The organism is Burkholderia sp. KCJ3K979, assembly GCF_016759955.1.
Lineage (GTDB): Bacteria > Pseudomonadota > Gammaproteobacteria > Burkholderiales > Burkholderiaceae > Burkholderia > Burkholderia orbicola.
Genome location: NZ_JACFYV010000026.1, coordinates 1 through 14,832 on the forward strand (window position 1 = coordinate 1; position 14,832 = coordinate 14,832).

13 protein-coding genes and 1 riboswitch are annotated in these 14,832 nt (G+C 71.0%); of the genes, 7 read left to right on the forward strand and 6 right to left on the reverse strand.

What is annotated here, in order from left to right; genetic code table 11:
* The 3 genes from H3O04_RS09005 to H3O04_RS09015 all read left to right on the forward strand — a co-directional run.
* A partial coding sequence (locus H3O04_RS09005) for a citrate:proton symporter (protein WP_202587519.1) occupies positions 1 to 987 on the forward strand: 987 nt, incomplete at its 5' end.
* Between the two features lie 38 nt (positions 988 to 1,025).
* The gene (locus tag H3O04_RS09010) at positions 1,026 to 2,192 is read left to right on the forward strand and encodes an acyl-CoA dehydrogenase family protein (protein WP_202587520.1); all 1,167 of its coding nucleotides are present in this window, start codon (positions 1,026 to 1,028) and stop codon (positions 2,190 to 2,192) included.
* Between the two features lie 60 nt (positions 2,193 to 2,252).
* A complete protein-coding gene (locus H3O04_RS09015) occupies positions 2,253 to 2,996 on the forward strand; it encodes an IclR family transcriptional regulator (RefSeq protein WP_200160652.1) in 744 nt (247 codons plus the stop codon).
* A 101-nt stretch (positions 2,997 to 3,097) separates the two neighbouring features.
* Here the strand turns inward: H3O04_RS09015 and H3O04_RS09020 are convergent, their stop codons facing one another.
* The 5 genes from H3O04_RS09020 to cobG form a co-directional block, all read right to left on the reverse strand.
* Positions 3,098 to 4,453, reverse strand: coding sequence for a chitinase (locus H3O04_RS09020; RefSeq protein ID WP_202587521.1), 1,356 nt, complete (start codon positions 4,451 to 4,453; stop codon positions 3,098 to 3,100).
* Between the two features lie 339 nt (positions 4,454 to 4,792).
* Positions 4,793 to 6,517 carry a precorrin-3B C(17)-methyltransferase gene (gene cobJ / locus H3O04_RS09025; protein WP_202587522.1) on the reverse strand — a complete coding sequence of 575 codons (1,725 nt, stop codon included), beginning with the start codon at positions 6,515 to 6,517 and terminating at the stop codon, positions 4,793 to 4,795.
* Positions 6,514 to 7,248, reverse strand: a complete 735-nt coding sequence (locus H3O04_RS09030; RefSeq protein ID WP_202587523.1) for a precorrin-2 C(20)-methyltransferase — start codon at positions 7,246 to 7,248, stop codon at positions 6,514 to 6,516. Before H3O04_RS09030 ends, cobJ begins: the two co-directional genes overlap by 4 nt.
* Positions 7,245 to 7,712, reverse strand: a complete 468-nt coding sequence (locus H3O04_RS09035; RefSeq protein WP_202587524.1) for a precorrin-8X methylmutase — start codon at positions 7,710 to 7,712, stop codon at positions 7,245 to 7,247. Before H3O04_RS09035 ends, H3O04_RS09030 begins: the two co-directional genes overlap by 4 nt.
* The gene (gene cobG / locus H3O04_RS09040) at positions 7,705 to 9,105 is read right to left on the reverse strand and encodes a precorrin-3B synthase (protein ID WP_202587525.1); all 1,401 of its coding nucleotides are present in this window, start codon (positions 9,103 to 9,105) and stop codon (positions 7,705 to 7,707) included. Before cobG ends, H3O04_RS09035 begins: the two co-directional genes overlap by 8 nt.
* A 70-nt stretch (positions 9,106 to 9,175) precedes the next feature.
* A riboswitch (cobalamin riboswitch) is annotated at positions 9,176 to 9,366 on the reverse strand.
* Positions 9,367 to 9,579: 213 nt separating this feature from the next.
* Here cobG and cbiE point away from each other — a divergent pair.
* Genes cbiE through cobM form a run of 4 tightly spaced genes read left to right on the forward strand, consistent with a single transcriptional unit; the run spans position 9,580 to position 13,447 of the window.
* Positions 9,580 to 10,842, forward strand: a complete 1,263-nt coding sequence (gene cbiE, locus H3O04_RS09045; protein WP_202587539.1) for a precorrin-6y C5,15-methyltransferase (decarboxylating) subunit CbiE — start codon at positions 9,580 to 9,582, stop codon at positions 10,840 to 10,842.
* Positions 10,842 to 11,948, forward strand: a complete 1,107-nt coding sequence (locus H3O04_RS09050; RefSeq protein WP_202587526.1) for a cobalt-precorrin-5B (C(1))-methyltransferase — start codon at positions 10,842 to 10,844, stop codon at positions 11,946 to 11,948. Before cbiE ends, H3O04_RS09050 begins: the two co-directional genes overlap by 1 nt.
* The gene (locus H3O04_RS09055) at positions 11,945 to 12,676 is read left to right on the forward strand and encodes a cobalt-precorrin-6A reductase (protein WP_124478095.1); all 732 of its coding nucleotides are present in this window, start codon (positions 11,945 to 11,947) and stop codon (positions 12,674 to 12,676) included. Before H3O04_RS09050 ends, H3O04_RS09055 begins: the two co-directional genes overlap by 4 nt.
* 42 nt (positions 12,677 to 12,718) lie before the next feature.
* Complete coding sequence (gene cobM / locus H3O04_RS09060; protein WP_023478073.1) at positions 12,719 to 13,447, forward strand: precorrin-4 C(11)-methyltransferase; 729 nt, start codon at positions 12,719 to 12,721, stop codon at positions 13,445 to 13,447.
* Positions 13,448 to 13,562: 115 nt separating this feature from the next.
* Here cobM and H3O04_RS09065 read toward each other — a convergent pair whose 3' ends face one another.
* The gene (locus H3O04_RS09065; RefSeq protein WP_202587527.1) at positions 13,563 to 14,741 is read right to left on the reverse strand and encodes an MFS transporter; all 1,179 of its coding nucleotides are present in this window, start codon (positions 14,739 to 14,741) and stop codon (positions 13,563 to 13,565) included.
* Positions 14,742 to 14,832 lie beyond the last annotated feature (91 nt).

A 14,832-nucleotide genomic window follows, 5' to 3' on the forward strand; every position in this document is an offset into this window, starting at 1 on the left:
CTGCTGATCCATCTCGACGGCTCGGGCGCCGTCACGTTTCTCGTCACGCTGCCGTCGATGATGCCGCTCTATACGCGGCTCGGAATGGATCGCCGCATTCTCGCGTGCGTCGCGTCGATGGCGGCCGGCGTCAACTTCCTGCCATGGGTCGGGCCGATGCTGCGCGCGTCGGCGGCGCTGCACATTCCCGGCTCGGCGATCTTCACGCCGATGATTCCGGTGCAGATCGTCGGGCTCGCGTTCGTGTTCGGCACCGCCTGGGTGCTTGGCGTGCGCGAGGCGAAACGGCTCGGGCTCGACCGCGCCGGCGCGGCCGCGCTCGCGATCGCGCCGCGCGAGCTGACCGACGCCGAACGCGCGTTGCGTCGGCCGGGCCGCTTCGGGATCAACGTCGCGCTCACGCTCGTCGTGCTCGTCACGCTGGTGTCCGGCATCGTCGACCCGATGGTCATGTTCATGCTCGGCACGGTCGCCGCGCTCGTGATCAATTACCCGGACGTGCAGGCGCAGCGCGAACGGATCGACGCGCATGCGAAGGCCGCGCTGATGATGGCGAGCGTGCTGCTCGCGGCCGGCGCGTTCACCGGCATCATGTCCGGCACCGGGATGCTGAAGGCGATGGCCGAGGTCGTCGTCGCGCACGTGCCGGTCGAGCATGCGCGCCATATGCCGTTCGTGCTCGGGCTGCTGTCGATGCCGCTGAGTCTGCTGTTCGATCCCGATTCGTTCTACTTCGGCGTGCTGCCGGTGCTCGCGGAGAGCGGCAAGCTGCTCGGCGTGCCGCCGATCCAGATGGCGCAGGCCGCGCTGCTCGGCCAGATGACGACCGGTTTTCCGGTGAGCCCGCTCACGCCCGCGACGTTCCTGATCGTCGGGCTGACCGGCGTCGAACTCGCCGAGCACCAGAAATTCACGATTCCGTTCCTGTTCGCCGCCACCGTGCTGATGGTCTTCGCCGCGGTCGCGACGAGCGTGTTTCCATTGTGAGCGGCGCGGCCGTTCACGCTTTTTCGGGAGAGCAGTCCATGCAGTTCGACCTGACCGACGACCAGCGCGCGATCGAAAGCGCGATCGAGAAAATCTGCGAGCGCTTCGGCGACGACTACTGGCTCGAACGCGATCGCGCAGGCGGATTTCCGGCCGACTTCCACGCGGCGCTCGCCGAGGCCGGCTGGCTCGGCATCGCGATGGACCCGGCCTACGGCGGCGCCGGGCTCGGGATGACCGAGGCGGCGCTGATGATGCGCACGATCAGCGCGTCGGGCGCCGGCTTGTCCGGCGCGTCGGCCGTCCACATGAACATCTTCGGGTTGAATCCGGTGCAGGTGTTCGGCAACGACGCGCAGAAGGCGCGCTTCCTGCCGCCGCTGATCGCCGGGCGCGACAAGGCGTGCTTCGCGGTGACGGAACCCGACGCCGGGCTCGACACCACGCACCTGACCACGCAGGCGCGCCGCGACGGCGATCACTACGTGCTGAGCGGGCGCAAGATCTGGATCTCGACCGCGCAGGTGGCGAACAAGATGCTGATCATCGCGCGCACGACGCCGCTCGACCAGGTCGCGAAGCCGACCGACGGGCTGAGCCTGTTCTATACCGACCTCGACCGTTCACGCGTCGAGGTGCGCGAGATCGAGAAGATGGGCCGCAAGGCGGTCGATTCGAACATGCTGTTCATCGACAACCTGCGCGTGTCGCGCGACGACCTGATCGGCAACGAAGGCGACGGCTTCCGCTATCTGCTGCACGGGCTGAACCCGGAACGCATCCTGATCGCCGCGGAGGCGATCGGGCTCGGGCAGGTCGCGCTGCGCCGCGCGACGCAGTATGCGTGCGAGCGCGTGGTGTTCGGCCGGCCGATCGGGCAAAACCAGTCGATCCAGCATCCGCTCGCGCAGGCGTGGATGCAGCTCGAGGCCGCGTGGCTGATGGTGATGAAGGCCGCGACGCGCTACGACGCGGGCCAATCGTGCGGCGCGGAGGCGAACGCGGCGAAATACCTCGGCGCGGAAGCCGCGTTCCAGGCCTGCCAGACGGCGATCGCGACGCACGGCGGGATGGGGTACGCGAAGGAATATCATGTCGAGCGCTATCTGCGCGAGTGTATGATTCCGAGGCTCGCGCCCGTGAGTCCGCAACTGATCCTGTGCTACATCGCGGAGAAGGTGCTCGGGCTGCCGAAGTCGTACTGACCGTAGCGACCCGGCGGCCCGCCCGGCGCGCGGTTTCCCGTTCCGAATCAAGCGCTTGTCATGGACGTCAAACTCGTTGCCCGCACGCTCGACCTGTTCGAGCTGTTCGCCGCCGAACGGCGGCCGCTGCCGCTCACCGAACTCGCGCGCCTGCTCGACGTGCCGGCGTCGAGCTGCCTCGCGATGGCGCGCACGCTCGTGAGCCGCGGCTACCTGTACGAAGTGCGCAAGCGCGGCGGCTACTACCCGACGCGGCGCCTGCAGACGGTGGCCGCCGCGATCGACGCGACCGATCCGGTCGTCGACATCGTGCATCCGCACCTCGTCGCGCTGCGCGACGCGAGCCGCGAAACCGCCGTGCTCGGCAAGATCCAGGGTGTGTCGGTCACGTATCTCGACGTCGTCGAATCGGAGCAGGCGATCCGCTATACGCGCCAGCCGGGCGAGCTGCGCCCGCTGCACGCGAACTCGATCGGCAAGGCGATCTTCGCGGAACTCGCGAGCGAGGCGCAGCAGGCGCTCGGTGCGCAACTGCCGTTCGAACGCTTCACCGATGCGACGGTGGCCGACCTCGCGGCGCTCGTCGCGCAGACCGCGCGGTTTCGCGAACTCGGCTGGGCCGAGAACTTCGGCGAGAGCGCGCCCGAGCTGTCGGCGCTCGCGGTGGCGCTGACGCTCGACGGCGACTGGTACGGGCTGTCGGTCGTCGGGCCGACCGAGCGGATTCGCCAGCATCGCGACAAGCACGCGGCGCTGCTCGTCGACGCGAAGGCACGGCTGCTGGCCGAGCACGCGCGCGGGTAGGGCAACGGCGCGCGCCGGCGTCGGCAGCGGGCCGCCCCGGCGTTTGGTCCTGCCACGCCGGAAACGGCCCGCCGCGCGTCACGCGCGAGCGCGTCGCAACGTCACGACTTCACCCACACGCCGCCCGCGCTCGGGTTGTCGCCCTGCGTCCACCATTTCGCGCAATACTTCGCACCCTGGTACGTCACGCACGTGCCGCCCTGGTAGGCGGTCGTCGCCGACCATGCGGGCGTGCCGCCGCCGATCGGCTTCCACACGGCCGCCTGGCCGGGCACGTCGCCCTGCGTCCACCACTGCGCCTGATACGTCGTGCCCTGGTAGGTGACCGTCGCGCCGGCCGTATAGACCTGGCCGGCCGCCCACGGTGCGCCCGGCTGCGGCGTGCCGCTGTCCGAGCCGCCGCCGTAGTTCGGGTCCTGCGTGACGCCCGCGCCCCACTTGCCGTCGAGCTTCTTGAAGATCGCCGCGAACGCGTACGGCTGCTGCGCGACGCCCGAGCAGGTCGGCGACGCATACGTGCCGCCGGACGGGCACGCCTGATCACGGCCGACCGACCAGTTGCCGAAGAAACCGTAGCCGTTCGCGATTGCCGCGTTCAGCACGGTCTGCGCATTCGCGAGCGTGAACGTTTCGCCTTGCACGTCGTTCACGCCGATCATCGGCGTGACGCCGACCATCTGCCACAGCTGCGCGTTGGTCTTCGGCTGGCCAGCCGACTTGAACGCCGTGTCGAGCTGCGAGTAGAGCGCCTGCGCGGCGCTGATCGCGGCGGCGCCCATGTCGATGTTCGCGGGGCCGTAATCCATCGCCATCACGTTGACCGCATCGAACGTGGTCTTGTTCGCGATGGCCGCGTTGACGACGTTCACGCCGTCCTGCGTGAGCCCGGTCGGCATCGTCGGCAGCGTCAGCGTCACGTGCAGCGGCTTGCCCTTCGCCGCGTAGTCGGCCTGCAACTGTGAGACCGCCTGGAAGTTGCGCGCGACCGCCGCCGTGTCCTGCTGCGACGCGCCCTCGATGTCGAAGTCGATATGCGTGAGGCCGTACGTGTCGATCACCGTCTGGTACGCGCTCTTCAGCGCGGGAACCGTCGAGCAGGCCTGCATCAGCGGCGTGCCGTTCGCCCCGCCGAACGACACGGCGACTTCGCCGCCTTTCGCGCGGTAGCTCGCGATCGACGTCGACAGTGCGGTCAGCAGGCCGCCGCTCGCGCCGTTGCCGATCGGCTGCACGCCGCCCCACGACGGCACGCAGCCGTTGCCCGCGACCACGAACGCGAGCGTGAACTGCTGGATGCCCTGGCGCACGCCGATCTGGTCGACCAACGGTGTCGGATAGAGCGTCACGTCGACATAGGGTGCATACACGCCGGCACCGTGCGACACGCTCGCCATCGCGAGCAGACAACCCGCGGCAAACGCACGCGGAACGAAACGCGGCAACACATTGTTGTTCATTCTGTGTTCTCCAAGTGGAAGAGGGATACGCTGGCCTGCGTATCGCCGCCGATGGGCAGGCACCTGTCCCGTCGGCGGCGTGCCTATCTTGGAGTATTCGCGTCGAATAGGGAATTTAGGGATACTTCTTTTTGTTATTCGATTCCCGATACGTAACGATCTTGCCGATTCGGTCGCGTTGCGAAACGCGGAGCGGGCACTTTTTCCGGCTGCTCGCGCCATGGCGCGCGGATGGACCGGTTCCAACGCGCCGGTGATACACCGGCATGCCGATTGACGGCTCGCGCGCATCGCGCATTCACGTGAGCACCGCCGAATTCGATACGCGCGCCGCGGCGTTCAGCGATACCAGCGCGGCGTGTAGACCCATTCGCGTGCGTTGCCGATCGCGAAACGCCGCGTCGTCGACGAGCCGACGATCACCATCGTGCGCATGTCGACCTGGTCGCCGCGCAGCGCGCCGAGGGTCGTCGTCGAAAGCGTCGCGCCCGGCCGGCCGATGTCGCGGCCGAGCACGACCACCGTGTCGGCCGCGCGATGCGCGCGCACGATGTCGAGCGCACGGTCGAGCTGCCACGGCCGCGCGCGCGAAATCGGGTTGTAGAACGCCATCACGAGATCGGCTTGCGCCGCGTGTTGCAGGCGCGTCTCGATCACGTCCCACGGCTTCAGGTTGTCCGACAGCGAGATCGCGCAGAAATCGTGGCCGAGCGGCGCGCCGGCCTGCGCGGCCGTGGCGAGCGACGCCGAGATGCCGGGCTCCACGCGCAGGTCGACCGCGGCCCATTGCGGGTCGCGCGCTTCGTCGAGCGCTTCGAGCACGGCCGCGGCCATCGCGAAGACGCCGGGGTCGCCCGACGATACGACCGCGACGCGCCGGCCCTCGGCCGCCAGTTCGAACGCATGGCGCGCGCGCTGCATTTCCTCGCGATTGTCGGTGCCGTGCACGCGCTGGTCCGCCCGAAACGGGCCGGCCATGTTCATGTAGGTCGTATAGCCGAGGATGTCGGTCGCGTCCGCGAGCGCCGCGCGCGCGGCCGGCGTGAGCCATGCGGCGCCGCCCGGGCCGAGACCGAGCACCGTCAGGCGGCCGCGCGCGCGGCCGAGCGTGGCGGGGTCGACCGGCTGCGATGCGACCGCGCACGCGAGACCGTGCGATGCCGCACGCATCGTGTGGGTGACGCGCAGTGCACGGCCGAGCAGCGTGGCGGCGTCGGCGGGCGCGTCGCGGTCGCTATCGACGAAATCGCCATCGACGAAACGCAGCGGCACGTCGAGCGTGCTCGCCGCTTCTTCCAATGCGGGTTCGCCGATCGCCGACGCCGGCGCGACGATGGCCGCGAGCGCCAGCCGTGCGAGGCCCTGTGCGTCGAGCATGGCTTCGATGCGCGCGGCAAGCGCTTCGCCTGCATGCACGGCATCCGCGGCAACACCGACCACCACGCTGCGCGGATGAATCACGAGCTCGTCGCGCGCGCCGCGCCACGCATCGGGCGTCACGCGAATCGCGTGCGCGGCCGCGGTATCACGGGGTAGCGCGACGTCGTCGAGCCACGGCGCCGCGCCGTCGACGCGCGTCGACGCGCCCGCGAGCAGGTCGGACACGAAGCGCTTGCCCTGCGCGAGATCGGCGAGCGCATAGCCTTCCGGCGGATTGAGCACGCACGCGCCGAAGCGCAGTTCGCCGCTCGTCGTGATCGCCGGCGCGACGCCGACGCATTCGGCGATTTCGCGCGCGATCACGTTGACGCCGGTCAGCCCGCCGAGCAGCGGCACGACGGCCGAGCCGTCCTCCGCGACCGCGAGCACCGGCGGCTCGACGCCCTTGTCGGCGAGCGCGGGCGCGAGGCAGCGGATCACGATGCCGGCCGCGCACAGCGCGACGATCGGCAGGCCGCGCGCATAGAGTTCGCGCAGGTGCGCGCCGAGTTCGTCGAACGGCACGTCGGCGTCGACGCGCGACGCGAGACCGTGCACACGGGCGCCCGGGTAACGCGCCTGGATGCGTCGTGCGGTATCGAGCGCGCCCGCGCCGAGGATCACGATCGCGGGCGGGGTCGTCATCCTTGCCATTTTTCCCCCGGCACGACGAGCAGCGAGAAATACGGCGATGCCATCGGATCGACCTCGTCGAGCGGCACGATGCGCTGGTTCGCCATCGTCGCGCGCTCGACGTACCGCGCGCGCTTCGCGAGCCCGAGTTCGTCGAGCACGCGCCGCACCTTGTCGAAATTGCGGCCGAGCTTCATCACGACGGCCGCGTCGGCCCGCGCGAGCCGCTCGCGCAGTTCATGCTCGGGCAGCACGCCCGACAGCACCGACAGGCTCTGGTTGCGATAGACGAGCGGCTGACCGAGCACGGCCGTGCCGCCGAGCATCGCGCACACCCCGGGGATCACCTCGGTGTCGTAACGCGGCGCGAGGCGATCGTGCAGGTACATGTACGAGCCGTAGAAGAACGGATCGCCTTCGCAGATCACTGCGACGTCGCGGCCCGCATCGAGGTGCGCCGCGACGATCTCGGCCGCGGTGTCGTAAAAATCGGCGATCAACGTCTCGTAGCAGAGCGGCGGCGGCAGCGCCTCGGTCGTCACCGGGTAGACCAGCGGCAGTTGCGTCTGCCCGTCGAGCAGGTGCGCTTCGACGATGCCGTACGCGTTGCCTTTCTTGCCCTTCGCGACGAAATACGCGACCACCGGCGCCGCCTGCAGCACGCGCAGCGCCTTGATCGTCATCAGCTCGGGATCGCCGGGGCCGACGCCGACCCCGAACAGCCGTCCGCGCGTAGTCGTCATTCGACCTCCGTTGCAAGCGCATTGACCGCTGCGGCGGCCATCGCGCTGCCGCCGCGCCGGCCGAGCAGCGCGACGTACGGCACGCCGCGGCTGTCGGCGTCGAGCAGCGCCTTCGATTCGGCCGCGCCGATGAAGCCGACCGGGAAACCGAGGATCAGCGCGGGCCGCGGCGCACCGGCGTCGATCATGTCGAGCAGGTGGAACAGCGCGGTCGGCGCATTGCCGATTACGACGACGCTGCCCGCGAGATGCGGGCGCCACAGTTCGAGCGCGGCGGCCGAGCGCGTGTTGCCGAGGTCGCGCGCGAGGTCGGGCACCTCCGGCTCGCCGAGCGTGCAGATCACGCGGTTGGCCGCCGGCAGCCGCGCACGCGTGATGCCTTCGGCGACCATCCTCGCATCGCACAGGATCGTCGCGAACGACTGGCGGTAGATTTCCTGCCCGTCGCGAATGTAGTCAAGCATCGGTGGTGTCCTGGCTGTGCCGCGCGTCCATGAGTCGGACCGCGGCCTGGTCAATCGTCAGATGGCGCGCGAGCGGGGCGCAGAGGCCCGCGGCCGCGTCGCGCCGGTAAAGGTCGTAGTGCGCGGGCGCCACCGCGACGAGCGTATGCGCGGCGGGATGCGGCAGCGCGCAGTGGCGCTCGCAACCGGTCAGGTGCACGTCGAGCGGATGGCCGACGCGCGCGGCGAGCGCAAGCGCATCGTGTTTCGTATCGGCGCGCGCTTTCGCGCAGCCGGCGCTGCCGGTGCAGGCGACGAGTGTCGCGAGCGGGTCGGACGCCGCGCACACGAGGCCGAGCGACGCGAGTGCTTCGCGCATCGCCGCCGTGCGTTCGTTCGGCACGCCGTGCATGAACACGCCTTGCCACGGTGTCATCGACAGCGTGCCGTCGCCGTCGGCCTCGGCCAGCGCGGCAAGCCGCTCCAGTTGCGCCGCGTCGAGCCGCCCGAGCGCGAATTGCGCGCCCACGCTGCAGCGCGCCGCGTCGCGCGACGGAACCGCGCCGAAACGCAAGGCGGGGGCGGTACGTGTGCGCCGCCAGTCGGCAAGCGCCGGATCGGCCGCGAGCGGGAAGGGCAGGTAGTGCGCGGCGCGCGCGAGCAGCGTGCGTTCGTCGCACGTCGCCAGCAACCCGCGCATCCGCGTGACGTCGGCCGGCGCGAGATCGAGGAACGCGAGCAGCAGCGCGCGCACCAGTGCGGGGCCCTGTTCCGGCGACACGTCGACCGCAGCGGGCCGGTCGCCGCACGCAACCGGCGGACAGCCGGCCAGCCCCGCCGCGAGACGTACCGCGCCGTCGCCACGACGCCATGCGGCCAGCCAGATGTCGTGCGGATGATCGAGCGCCGCGACTGCTTCGCCGCCGTCGAGCTGGATCGAGAATTTCGGCGACAGTTCGCCGCGACGCGGCTCGCTCGCCAGCATGTCGAGCAGCGGCACGGCGAGTGCGTGGCTATCGACGAGCGCGCCCGGGTCGTGCCCGGCGAGCGGGCTGAGCAGCACGTTGCGGACGTCGTCGCTCGCCGCGAGCGCGGCCGCATCGGCGGGGCCGTTGCCGACGCTTGCGCGCGGGCCGAGCCCCGCGTCGAGCAACGCGTGCGCGAGCGCATCGGCCGCGTCGTCGCGAATGCCGCGCAACTGGAGATTCGCGCGATTGGTCGCATCGATCGCGCCAGACCCGTACCGGCGCGCGGCGGCGGCGATCGCGCGCGCCTGGCGCGCGTCGAGCCGGCCGCCCGGCAGCTTGATCCGGCACAGCCCGCCGTCGGCGGCCGCGACCACGCGCACGAGCCCCGGGCAGGCCGACGGGCGCACGACGGGCGACGCAGGAATCGAAGCGGGGGCGGAATTCAACGGGATACCGGGACAGTGTGTGGCGCCGCGGCCAACGCATCGGTACACCCCGCCCGACGCCGACTGGCACGCACGCACTTTCTGGCCGGCAGGTCTCCTGGCTGACAGGTCGGCGCCGGCTCCCGGCCTTCCCGGTGAAACCAGTGGCATGAGGGGGAGCTCGGCTCGCTGTCTACAGTTGCGGGGGCAGCCACAGCGGCGCGGGGGGCGCCCTGTGTTCCCTCTTCGGCCCCGAAGGGCACCGGCGAACGAACGGCCGTAGGATACCCGATTTCGGCCGCGATTCGCGACCGGTCGGCCGTTCGCGGCAGGCGAAGCGGGCAGCGGTCGGGCAACGATCGGATGCGGGCGGGCCGGCAGGTGAAACACCGGGTGGAACACGGTACCATGCCGTTTTTCGCAATGCGGACGGCTGCACCGGCGCTTTCGCGGCCGCGCGGCGACACGATGGAATCGAACGATGGGGAAGGGTGCATGACGGCGTGGCTGACGGTAGTGGGCATCGGCGACGACGGTTACGCGGGGCTCGGACGCCACGCGCGGCGCGCGCTGCTCGACGCGACGCACGTGGTCGGCGCGACCCGGCATCTCGACATGCTGCCCGCGCGGTTGCGGGCGACGCGCGAAGCATGGCCGTCGCCGTTCGACCTGTCGGGGCTGCTCGCCCGCCGCGGCGCGCCCGTGTGCGTGCTCGCGAGTGGCGACCCGATGCTGTTCGGCGTCGGCGCGACGCTCGCCCGCCAGCTTTCTCCCGACGAATGGCGCGTACTGCCCGCGCCGTCGTCGCTGTCGCTCGCCGCGGCGCGTCTCGGCTGGGCGCTGCAGGACGTCGGCGCGGTTTCGCTCGTCGGGCGTCCGCTCGCGACGCTGGCCCGCCATCTGCTGCCGGGCCGGCGCCTGTTCGTGCTGAGCGCCGACGGCCGCACGCCGGCCGCCGTCGCGGCCGAACTCGCCGCCCGCGGCTTCGGGCCGACGCGCGTCAGCGTGTTCGAACACCTCGGCGGTCCGCTCGAGCGACGGATCGATGGCCTCGCGCAAGACTGGCACGTCGACGAAACCGCCGCGCTCAACCTCGTCGCGCTCGATTGCCGGGCGGACCCCGACGCACCGCGCCGCGCGCTCACGCCCGGCCTGCCCGACGACGCGTACCGCCACGACGGCCAGCTCACCAAGCGCGACCTGCGCGCGATGACGCTCGGGCGTCTCGCGCCCGCGCCCGGCGAACTGCTCTGGGACGTCGGCGCCGGCAGCGGCTCGATCGGCATCGAATGGATGCGCGCGCATCCATCCTGCCAGGCCATCGCGATCGAAGCGCATGCGGAGCGGCAGCGCTTCATCGAACACAACCGCGATACGCTCGGCGTGCCGGGCCTGCAACTCGTCGCGGGCCGTGCGCCCGATGCGCTCGCGGGGCTCGCCGCGCCCGACGCGATCTTCATCGGCGGCGGCGCGACGGCGCCCGGCGTGCTCGACGCGTGCTGGGCTTCGCTGAAGCCCGGCGGCCGGCTGGTCGCGAACGCGGTCACGCTGCAGGGCGAGATGGCGCTCGCCGCGTGGCGCGACGCGCATGGCGGCACGCTCACGCGCGTGTCGTTCGCGCATGCCGAACCGCTCGGCCGCTTCGACACGTGGCGACAGCCGTTGCCGGTCACGCTGTACGACGTGCGCAAGCCCGACACGGCAGACGCGACCGACACGGCCGACTCGTCGAATTCGTCGAACGCAACGGACGCGTGATGCGCGACGAAACCCCCGAACAACCCGCGCCGCTGCGCTTCGGTTACACGACCGGCAGCTGCGCGACCGCGACGTCGCTCGCGGCCGCGCGGCTGCTGCTCGCGGGTCACGCGGACGACGCGGTCGAGATCGTGCTGCCGAAGGGGCAGCGCGTGATGATGCGGCTCGAGTTCTGCCGCACGACCGCCGACGGCGCCGAAGCCGGCACGATCAAGGATGCCGGCGACGATCCGGACGTCACGCATGGCGCGCTGATCTTCGCGCGCGTCGCGCTCGCGGCGGCGCCCGGCGTGCGCTTTCATGCCGGGCCGGGCGTCGGCACGGTCACGCGCGCGGGGCTGACGTTGCCGGTCGGCGAACCGGCGATCAATCCGGTGCCGCGCCAGATGATGACCTCGCATCTGGAGGCGCTTGCGGCCGAGCACGGCTACGCGGGTGGCTTCGACGTGACGATCGGCGTCGAAGGCGGCGAGATGCTCGCGCTGAAGACGATGAACCCGCGCCTGGGCATCGTCGGCGGGCTGTCGATCCTCGGCACGACCGGCATCGTGCGGCCGTTCTCGTGTTCGGCCTATATCGCGTCGATTCATCAGGGCATCGACGTCGCACGGGCGAACGGCATCGCGCATATCGCCGCCTGCACGGGCAACGCCAGCGAGAACGCGATGCGCGCGCACTACCACCTGCCCGACATGGCGCTGATCGAGATGGGCGATTTCGCGGGCGCGGTGCTCAAGCACCTGCGGCGCGCGCCCGTCGCGCGCCTGTCGATGTGCGGCGGCTTCGGCAAGCTGAGCAAACTCGCGGCCGGCCATCTCGACCTGCACAGCCGCCATTCGAGCATCGACCTGCCGCTGCTCGCGCAGTGGGCGGCCGAAGCCGGCGCGAACGAGGCGCTGCAGGCCGCGATGCGCGCGGCCAACACGAGCCAGGAAGCGTTGAAACTGGCGCAGGCCGACGGCGTGCCGCTCGGCGATCTCGTCTGCGTGCATGCGCTGCGGGTGGCGCGCGACATCGTGCCGCCGTCGGTCGCGGTCGAGATGTTCGCGATCGACCGGCAGGGCCGCTTCGTCGGGATGGCGCGATGCGTCGGGATGGCGCGATGAGCCCGCGCATCCTGCTGCTCGGCGGCACCGGCGATGCGCTGAAAATCGCGCGCGCGCTCGGCCCGCATCATGTCTACAGTCTCGCCGGACTCGGCAAGACGCCCGACGATCTGCGCTGCGACGTGCGCGTCGGCGGTTTCGGCGGCGCAGCCGGGCTTACCGCGTATCTGCGCGACGCGGGCATCGGCCTCGTGATCGACGCAACCCATCCGTATGCCGCGCGAATCAGCGCGAACGCCGCGGCGGCGACGCGCGACACGGGCGTGCCTTTATGGGCGCTGCGCCGCGCACCGTGGACGCCTCAACCCGGCGACGACTGGCGCATGGTCGACGATTGGGCAGGCATCGAGGCCGCGCTCGCGCCATTCAGGCGCCCGCTGTTCACGCTCGGCCGCGAACCGCTCGCGCATCTCGACACGATTCCGCCGCACCAGTTCTGGCTCGTGCGCTGCCTCGATGCGCATCCCGGCAACGCCCGTGCGCAGGTCGTCGCCACGCGCGGGCCGTTCACGCTCGACGGCGAGCGCGCGTTGTTCGCGCTGGCGGGCATCGACGTCGTCGTCAGCAAGAACAGCGGCGGCGCGGCCACCGAGGCCAAGCTCGACGTCGCGCGCGAACGCAGGCTGCCGGTCGTGATGCTGCGCCGGCCGCCGCTGCCCGATGCCGACCGCGCGTTCGACTCGGTCACGGCACTCATCGACGCACTCGATCCGGCCGTGCGCGCCTGACGCGACGCAGCGGCCACCCAACGAATTGACGGAGAAATTTCGATGACGGTGTATTTCATCGGCGCGGGCCCCGGCGACCCGGAGCTGATCACGGTGAAGGGCCAGCGGCTCGTGCGCACGTGCCCGGTGATCCTGTATGCGGGCTCGCTCGTGCCGGCCGCCGTGCTCGACGGTCATCGCGCGGAGCAGGTCGTCAACACGGCCGAACTCGATCTCGACGCGATCGTCGCGCTGCTCGCGGCCGCACACGCGAAAGGTCGGGACGTCGCGCGCGTGCATTCGGGCGACCCGTCGCTGTATGGTGCGATCGGCGAGCAGATCCGCCGCCTGAAAGCACTTGGGATTCCGTACGAAATCGTGCCGGGCGTGACGGCCACGGCCGCATGCGCGGCCACGCTCGGCGTCGAGCTCACGCTGCCGGGCGTCGCGCAGACGGTGATCCTCACGCGTTTCGCGGGCAAGACGACGATGCCGGAAGGCGAAGCGCTCGGCGCGCTCGCCGCGCATCGTGCGACGCTCGCGATCCATCTCGGCGTGCGCCATCTCGCGCGTATCGTCGACGAAGTGCTGCCGCATTACGGCGCCGATTGCCCGGTGGCGGTGATCTATCGCGCAAGCTGGCCCGACGAGGAACGCGTGACGGGCACGCTGGCCGACATCGTCGGCAAGGTCCAGGGCACGCAGATCGAGCGCACCGCGCTGATCCTGATCGGGCGCGTGCTCGACGCCGAAGGGTTCGCGGATTCGACGCTGTATGCGAGCGCGGGCTGAACGCGCCAGCGCCGTGAAGCCGGGTATCTGGACGGGCCGCGAGGATATTGCTGGTGCGAGCTGCCGGGACGACACCGGGCAGGCAGGCGCCCGGGCCGCTGGCCCGCGGCGTCGCTCAGGCCCGCGCGACGTGCCGCGCCAGCTTCGGCGCAAGCCCGGCCGCGAGCGCGAACAGCACGACACAGAGGCACGCCATCGCGATCCACGCGGGCGTCAGGTCCGCGAGTTGCTGGCGCACGATGCCGGCCGCGAACGGGAATAGCCCGGCGATCAAATAACCGACACCCTGCACGAACCCCGTCAACGACGCAGCATCGGCCGGCGTGGCCGCATGGTCGACCGTGACGATCAGCGACAGCGGAAACAGCGCGCCGATCCCCGCGCCGAGCAGCAGCGCGGCCGGCAGCGCGAGCGCGTCGGGCGCGGCCAGCATCACCAGCAACCCGACGAACAGCGACGCGATCGCCGCGTGCAGCCCGGGCCGGCGATCGGGGAGGCGATCGATCGTCGCGGAGATCGTCAGCCCCGCGACGACTTCCGCGAGCGTCACGCCGCCGAGCAGGCTGCCCGCCGCGGTCGGCGACCAGCCGAGCCGCATGTAGTACGGCGGCAGCCATGCGAGCACGAGCGTGTAGGCGCCCGTCGCGATGCCAAAGAACAGCGCGAGTCGCCAGGCGCGAGGCGAACGCGACGGCCGTGCATTCGATACCGACACCGGCCCGGCGGAAAGCGCGTCGCCCCCACGGCTGGCCAGCGGCCACGCCAATGCGGCGAGCGCCGCCGGCAGCGCCCAGCCGGCGAGCGCGGCGAGCCAGCCCCAGCGCGCCGCGGCGAATGGCGCGATGACGCTCGCGAGTACCGCGCCGCCCATGATCGACGTCGAATAGACGCCCATCGCGCCGCCGATGCGCGTCGCGAAATGCGCCTTCACGAAGCCGGGCAACAGCGCCTGCACCATCGCGATCCCGACACCCGCGCAGCACGCGCTCGCGAGCAGCAGCCATGCGTGCTGCGCACCGGCGCGCGATGCGCAGGCCAGCCCGATCAACGCGACGCCGAGCCATACGCCGCCCGCGATCCCGGTGATGCGCTGCAGGCGCCGTGCGCTCAGCGCACCGAGCCCCATCAGCAGGATCGGGATCGTCGTCAGCAGGCTGGCCGCGCCGTCGCCGATATCCGTCGCGCGCTGGATCATGTCGAGCAGCGGGCCGACCGCGGCAAGCGCCGGCCGCAGGTTCAGCCCGACCAGCACGATCGCGGCGAGCCGCCATCCGGGGGAAGTGAAGCGATTCATCGCAAGGCCCTCGATATCGATGCGTGGCTGCCAGCGAGGCGCCGCGCGTTTTTCAGGTAAAGTATCTCGACATCAAGATAAATGGTGATTT

What these genes read in the sequence shown, in the direction of transcription:
- H3O04_RS09010 (WP_202587520.1), top strand. Translation starts at nt 1,026, where the DNA reads ATGCAGTTCGACCTGACCGACGACCAGCGCGCGATCGAAAGCGCGATC.
- H3O04_RS09015 (WP_200160652.1), top strand. Translation starts at nt 2,253, where the DNA reads ATGGACGTCAAACTCGTTGCCCGCACGCTCGACCTGTTCGAGCTGTTC.
- H3O04_RS09020 (WP_202587521.1), bottom strand. Translation starts at nt 4,453, where the DNA reads ATGAACAACAATGTGTTGCCGCGTTTCGTTCCGCGTGCGTTTGCCGCG.
- cobJ (WP_202587522.1), bottom strand. Translation starts at nt 6,517, where the DNA reads ATGACGACCCCGCCCGCGATCGTGATCCTCGGCGCGGGCGCGCTCGAT.
- H3O04_RS09030 (WP_202587523.1), bottom strand. Translation starts at nt 7,248, where the DNA reads ATGACGACTACGCGCGGACGGCTGTTCGGGGTCGGCGTCGGCCCCGGC.
- H3O04_RS09035 (WP_202587524.1), bottom strand. Translation starts at nt 7,712, where the DNA reads ATGCTTGACTACATTCGCGACGGGCAGGAAATCTACCGCCAGTCGTTC.
- cbiE (WP_202587539.1), top strand. Translation starts at nt 9,580, where the DNA reads ATGACGGCGTGGCTGACGGTAGTGGGCATCGGCGACGACGGTTACGCG.
- H3O04_RS09050 (WP_202587526.1), top strand. Translation starts at nt 10,842, where the DNA reads ATGCGCGACGAAACCCCCGAACAACCCGCGCCGCTGCGCTTCGGTTAC.
- H3O04_RS09055 (WP_124478095.1), top strand. Translation starts at nt 11,945, where the DNA reads ATGAGCCCGCGCATCCTGCTGCTCGGCGGCACCGGCGATGCGCTGAAA.
- cobM (WP_023478073.1), top strand. Translation starts at nt 12,719, where the DNA reads ATGACGGTGTATTTCATCGGCGCGGGCCCCGGCGACCCGGAGCTGATC.
- H3O04_RS09065 (WP_202587527.1), bottom strand. Translation starts at nt 14,741, where the DNA reads ATGAATCGCTTCACTTCCCCCGGATGGCGGCTCGCCGCGATCGTGCTG.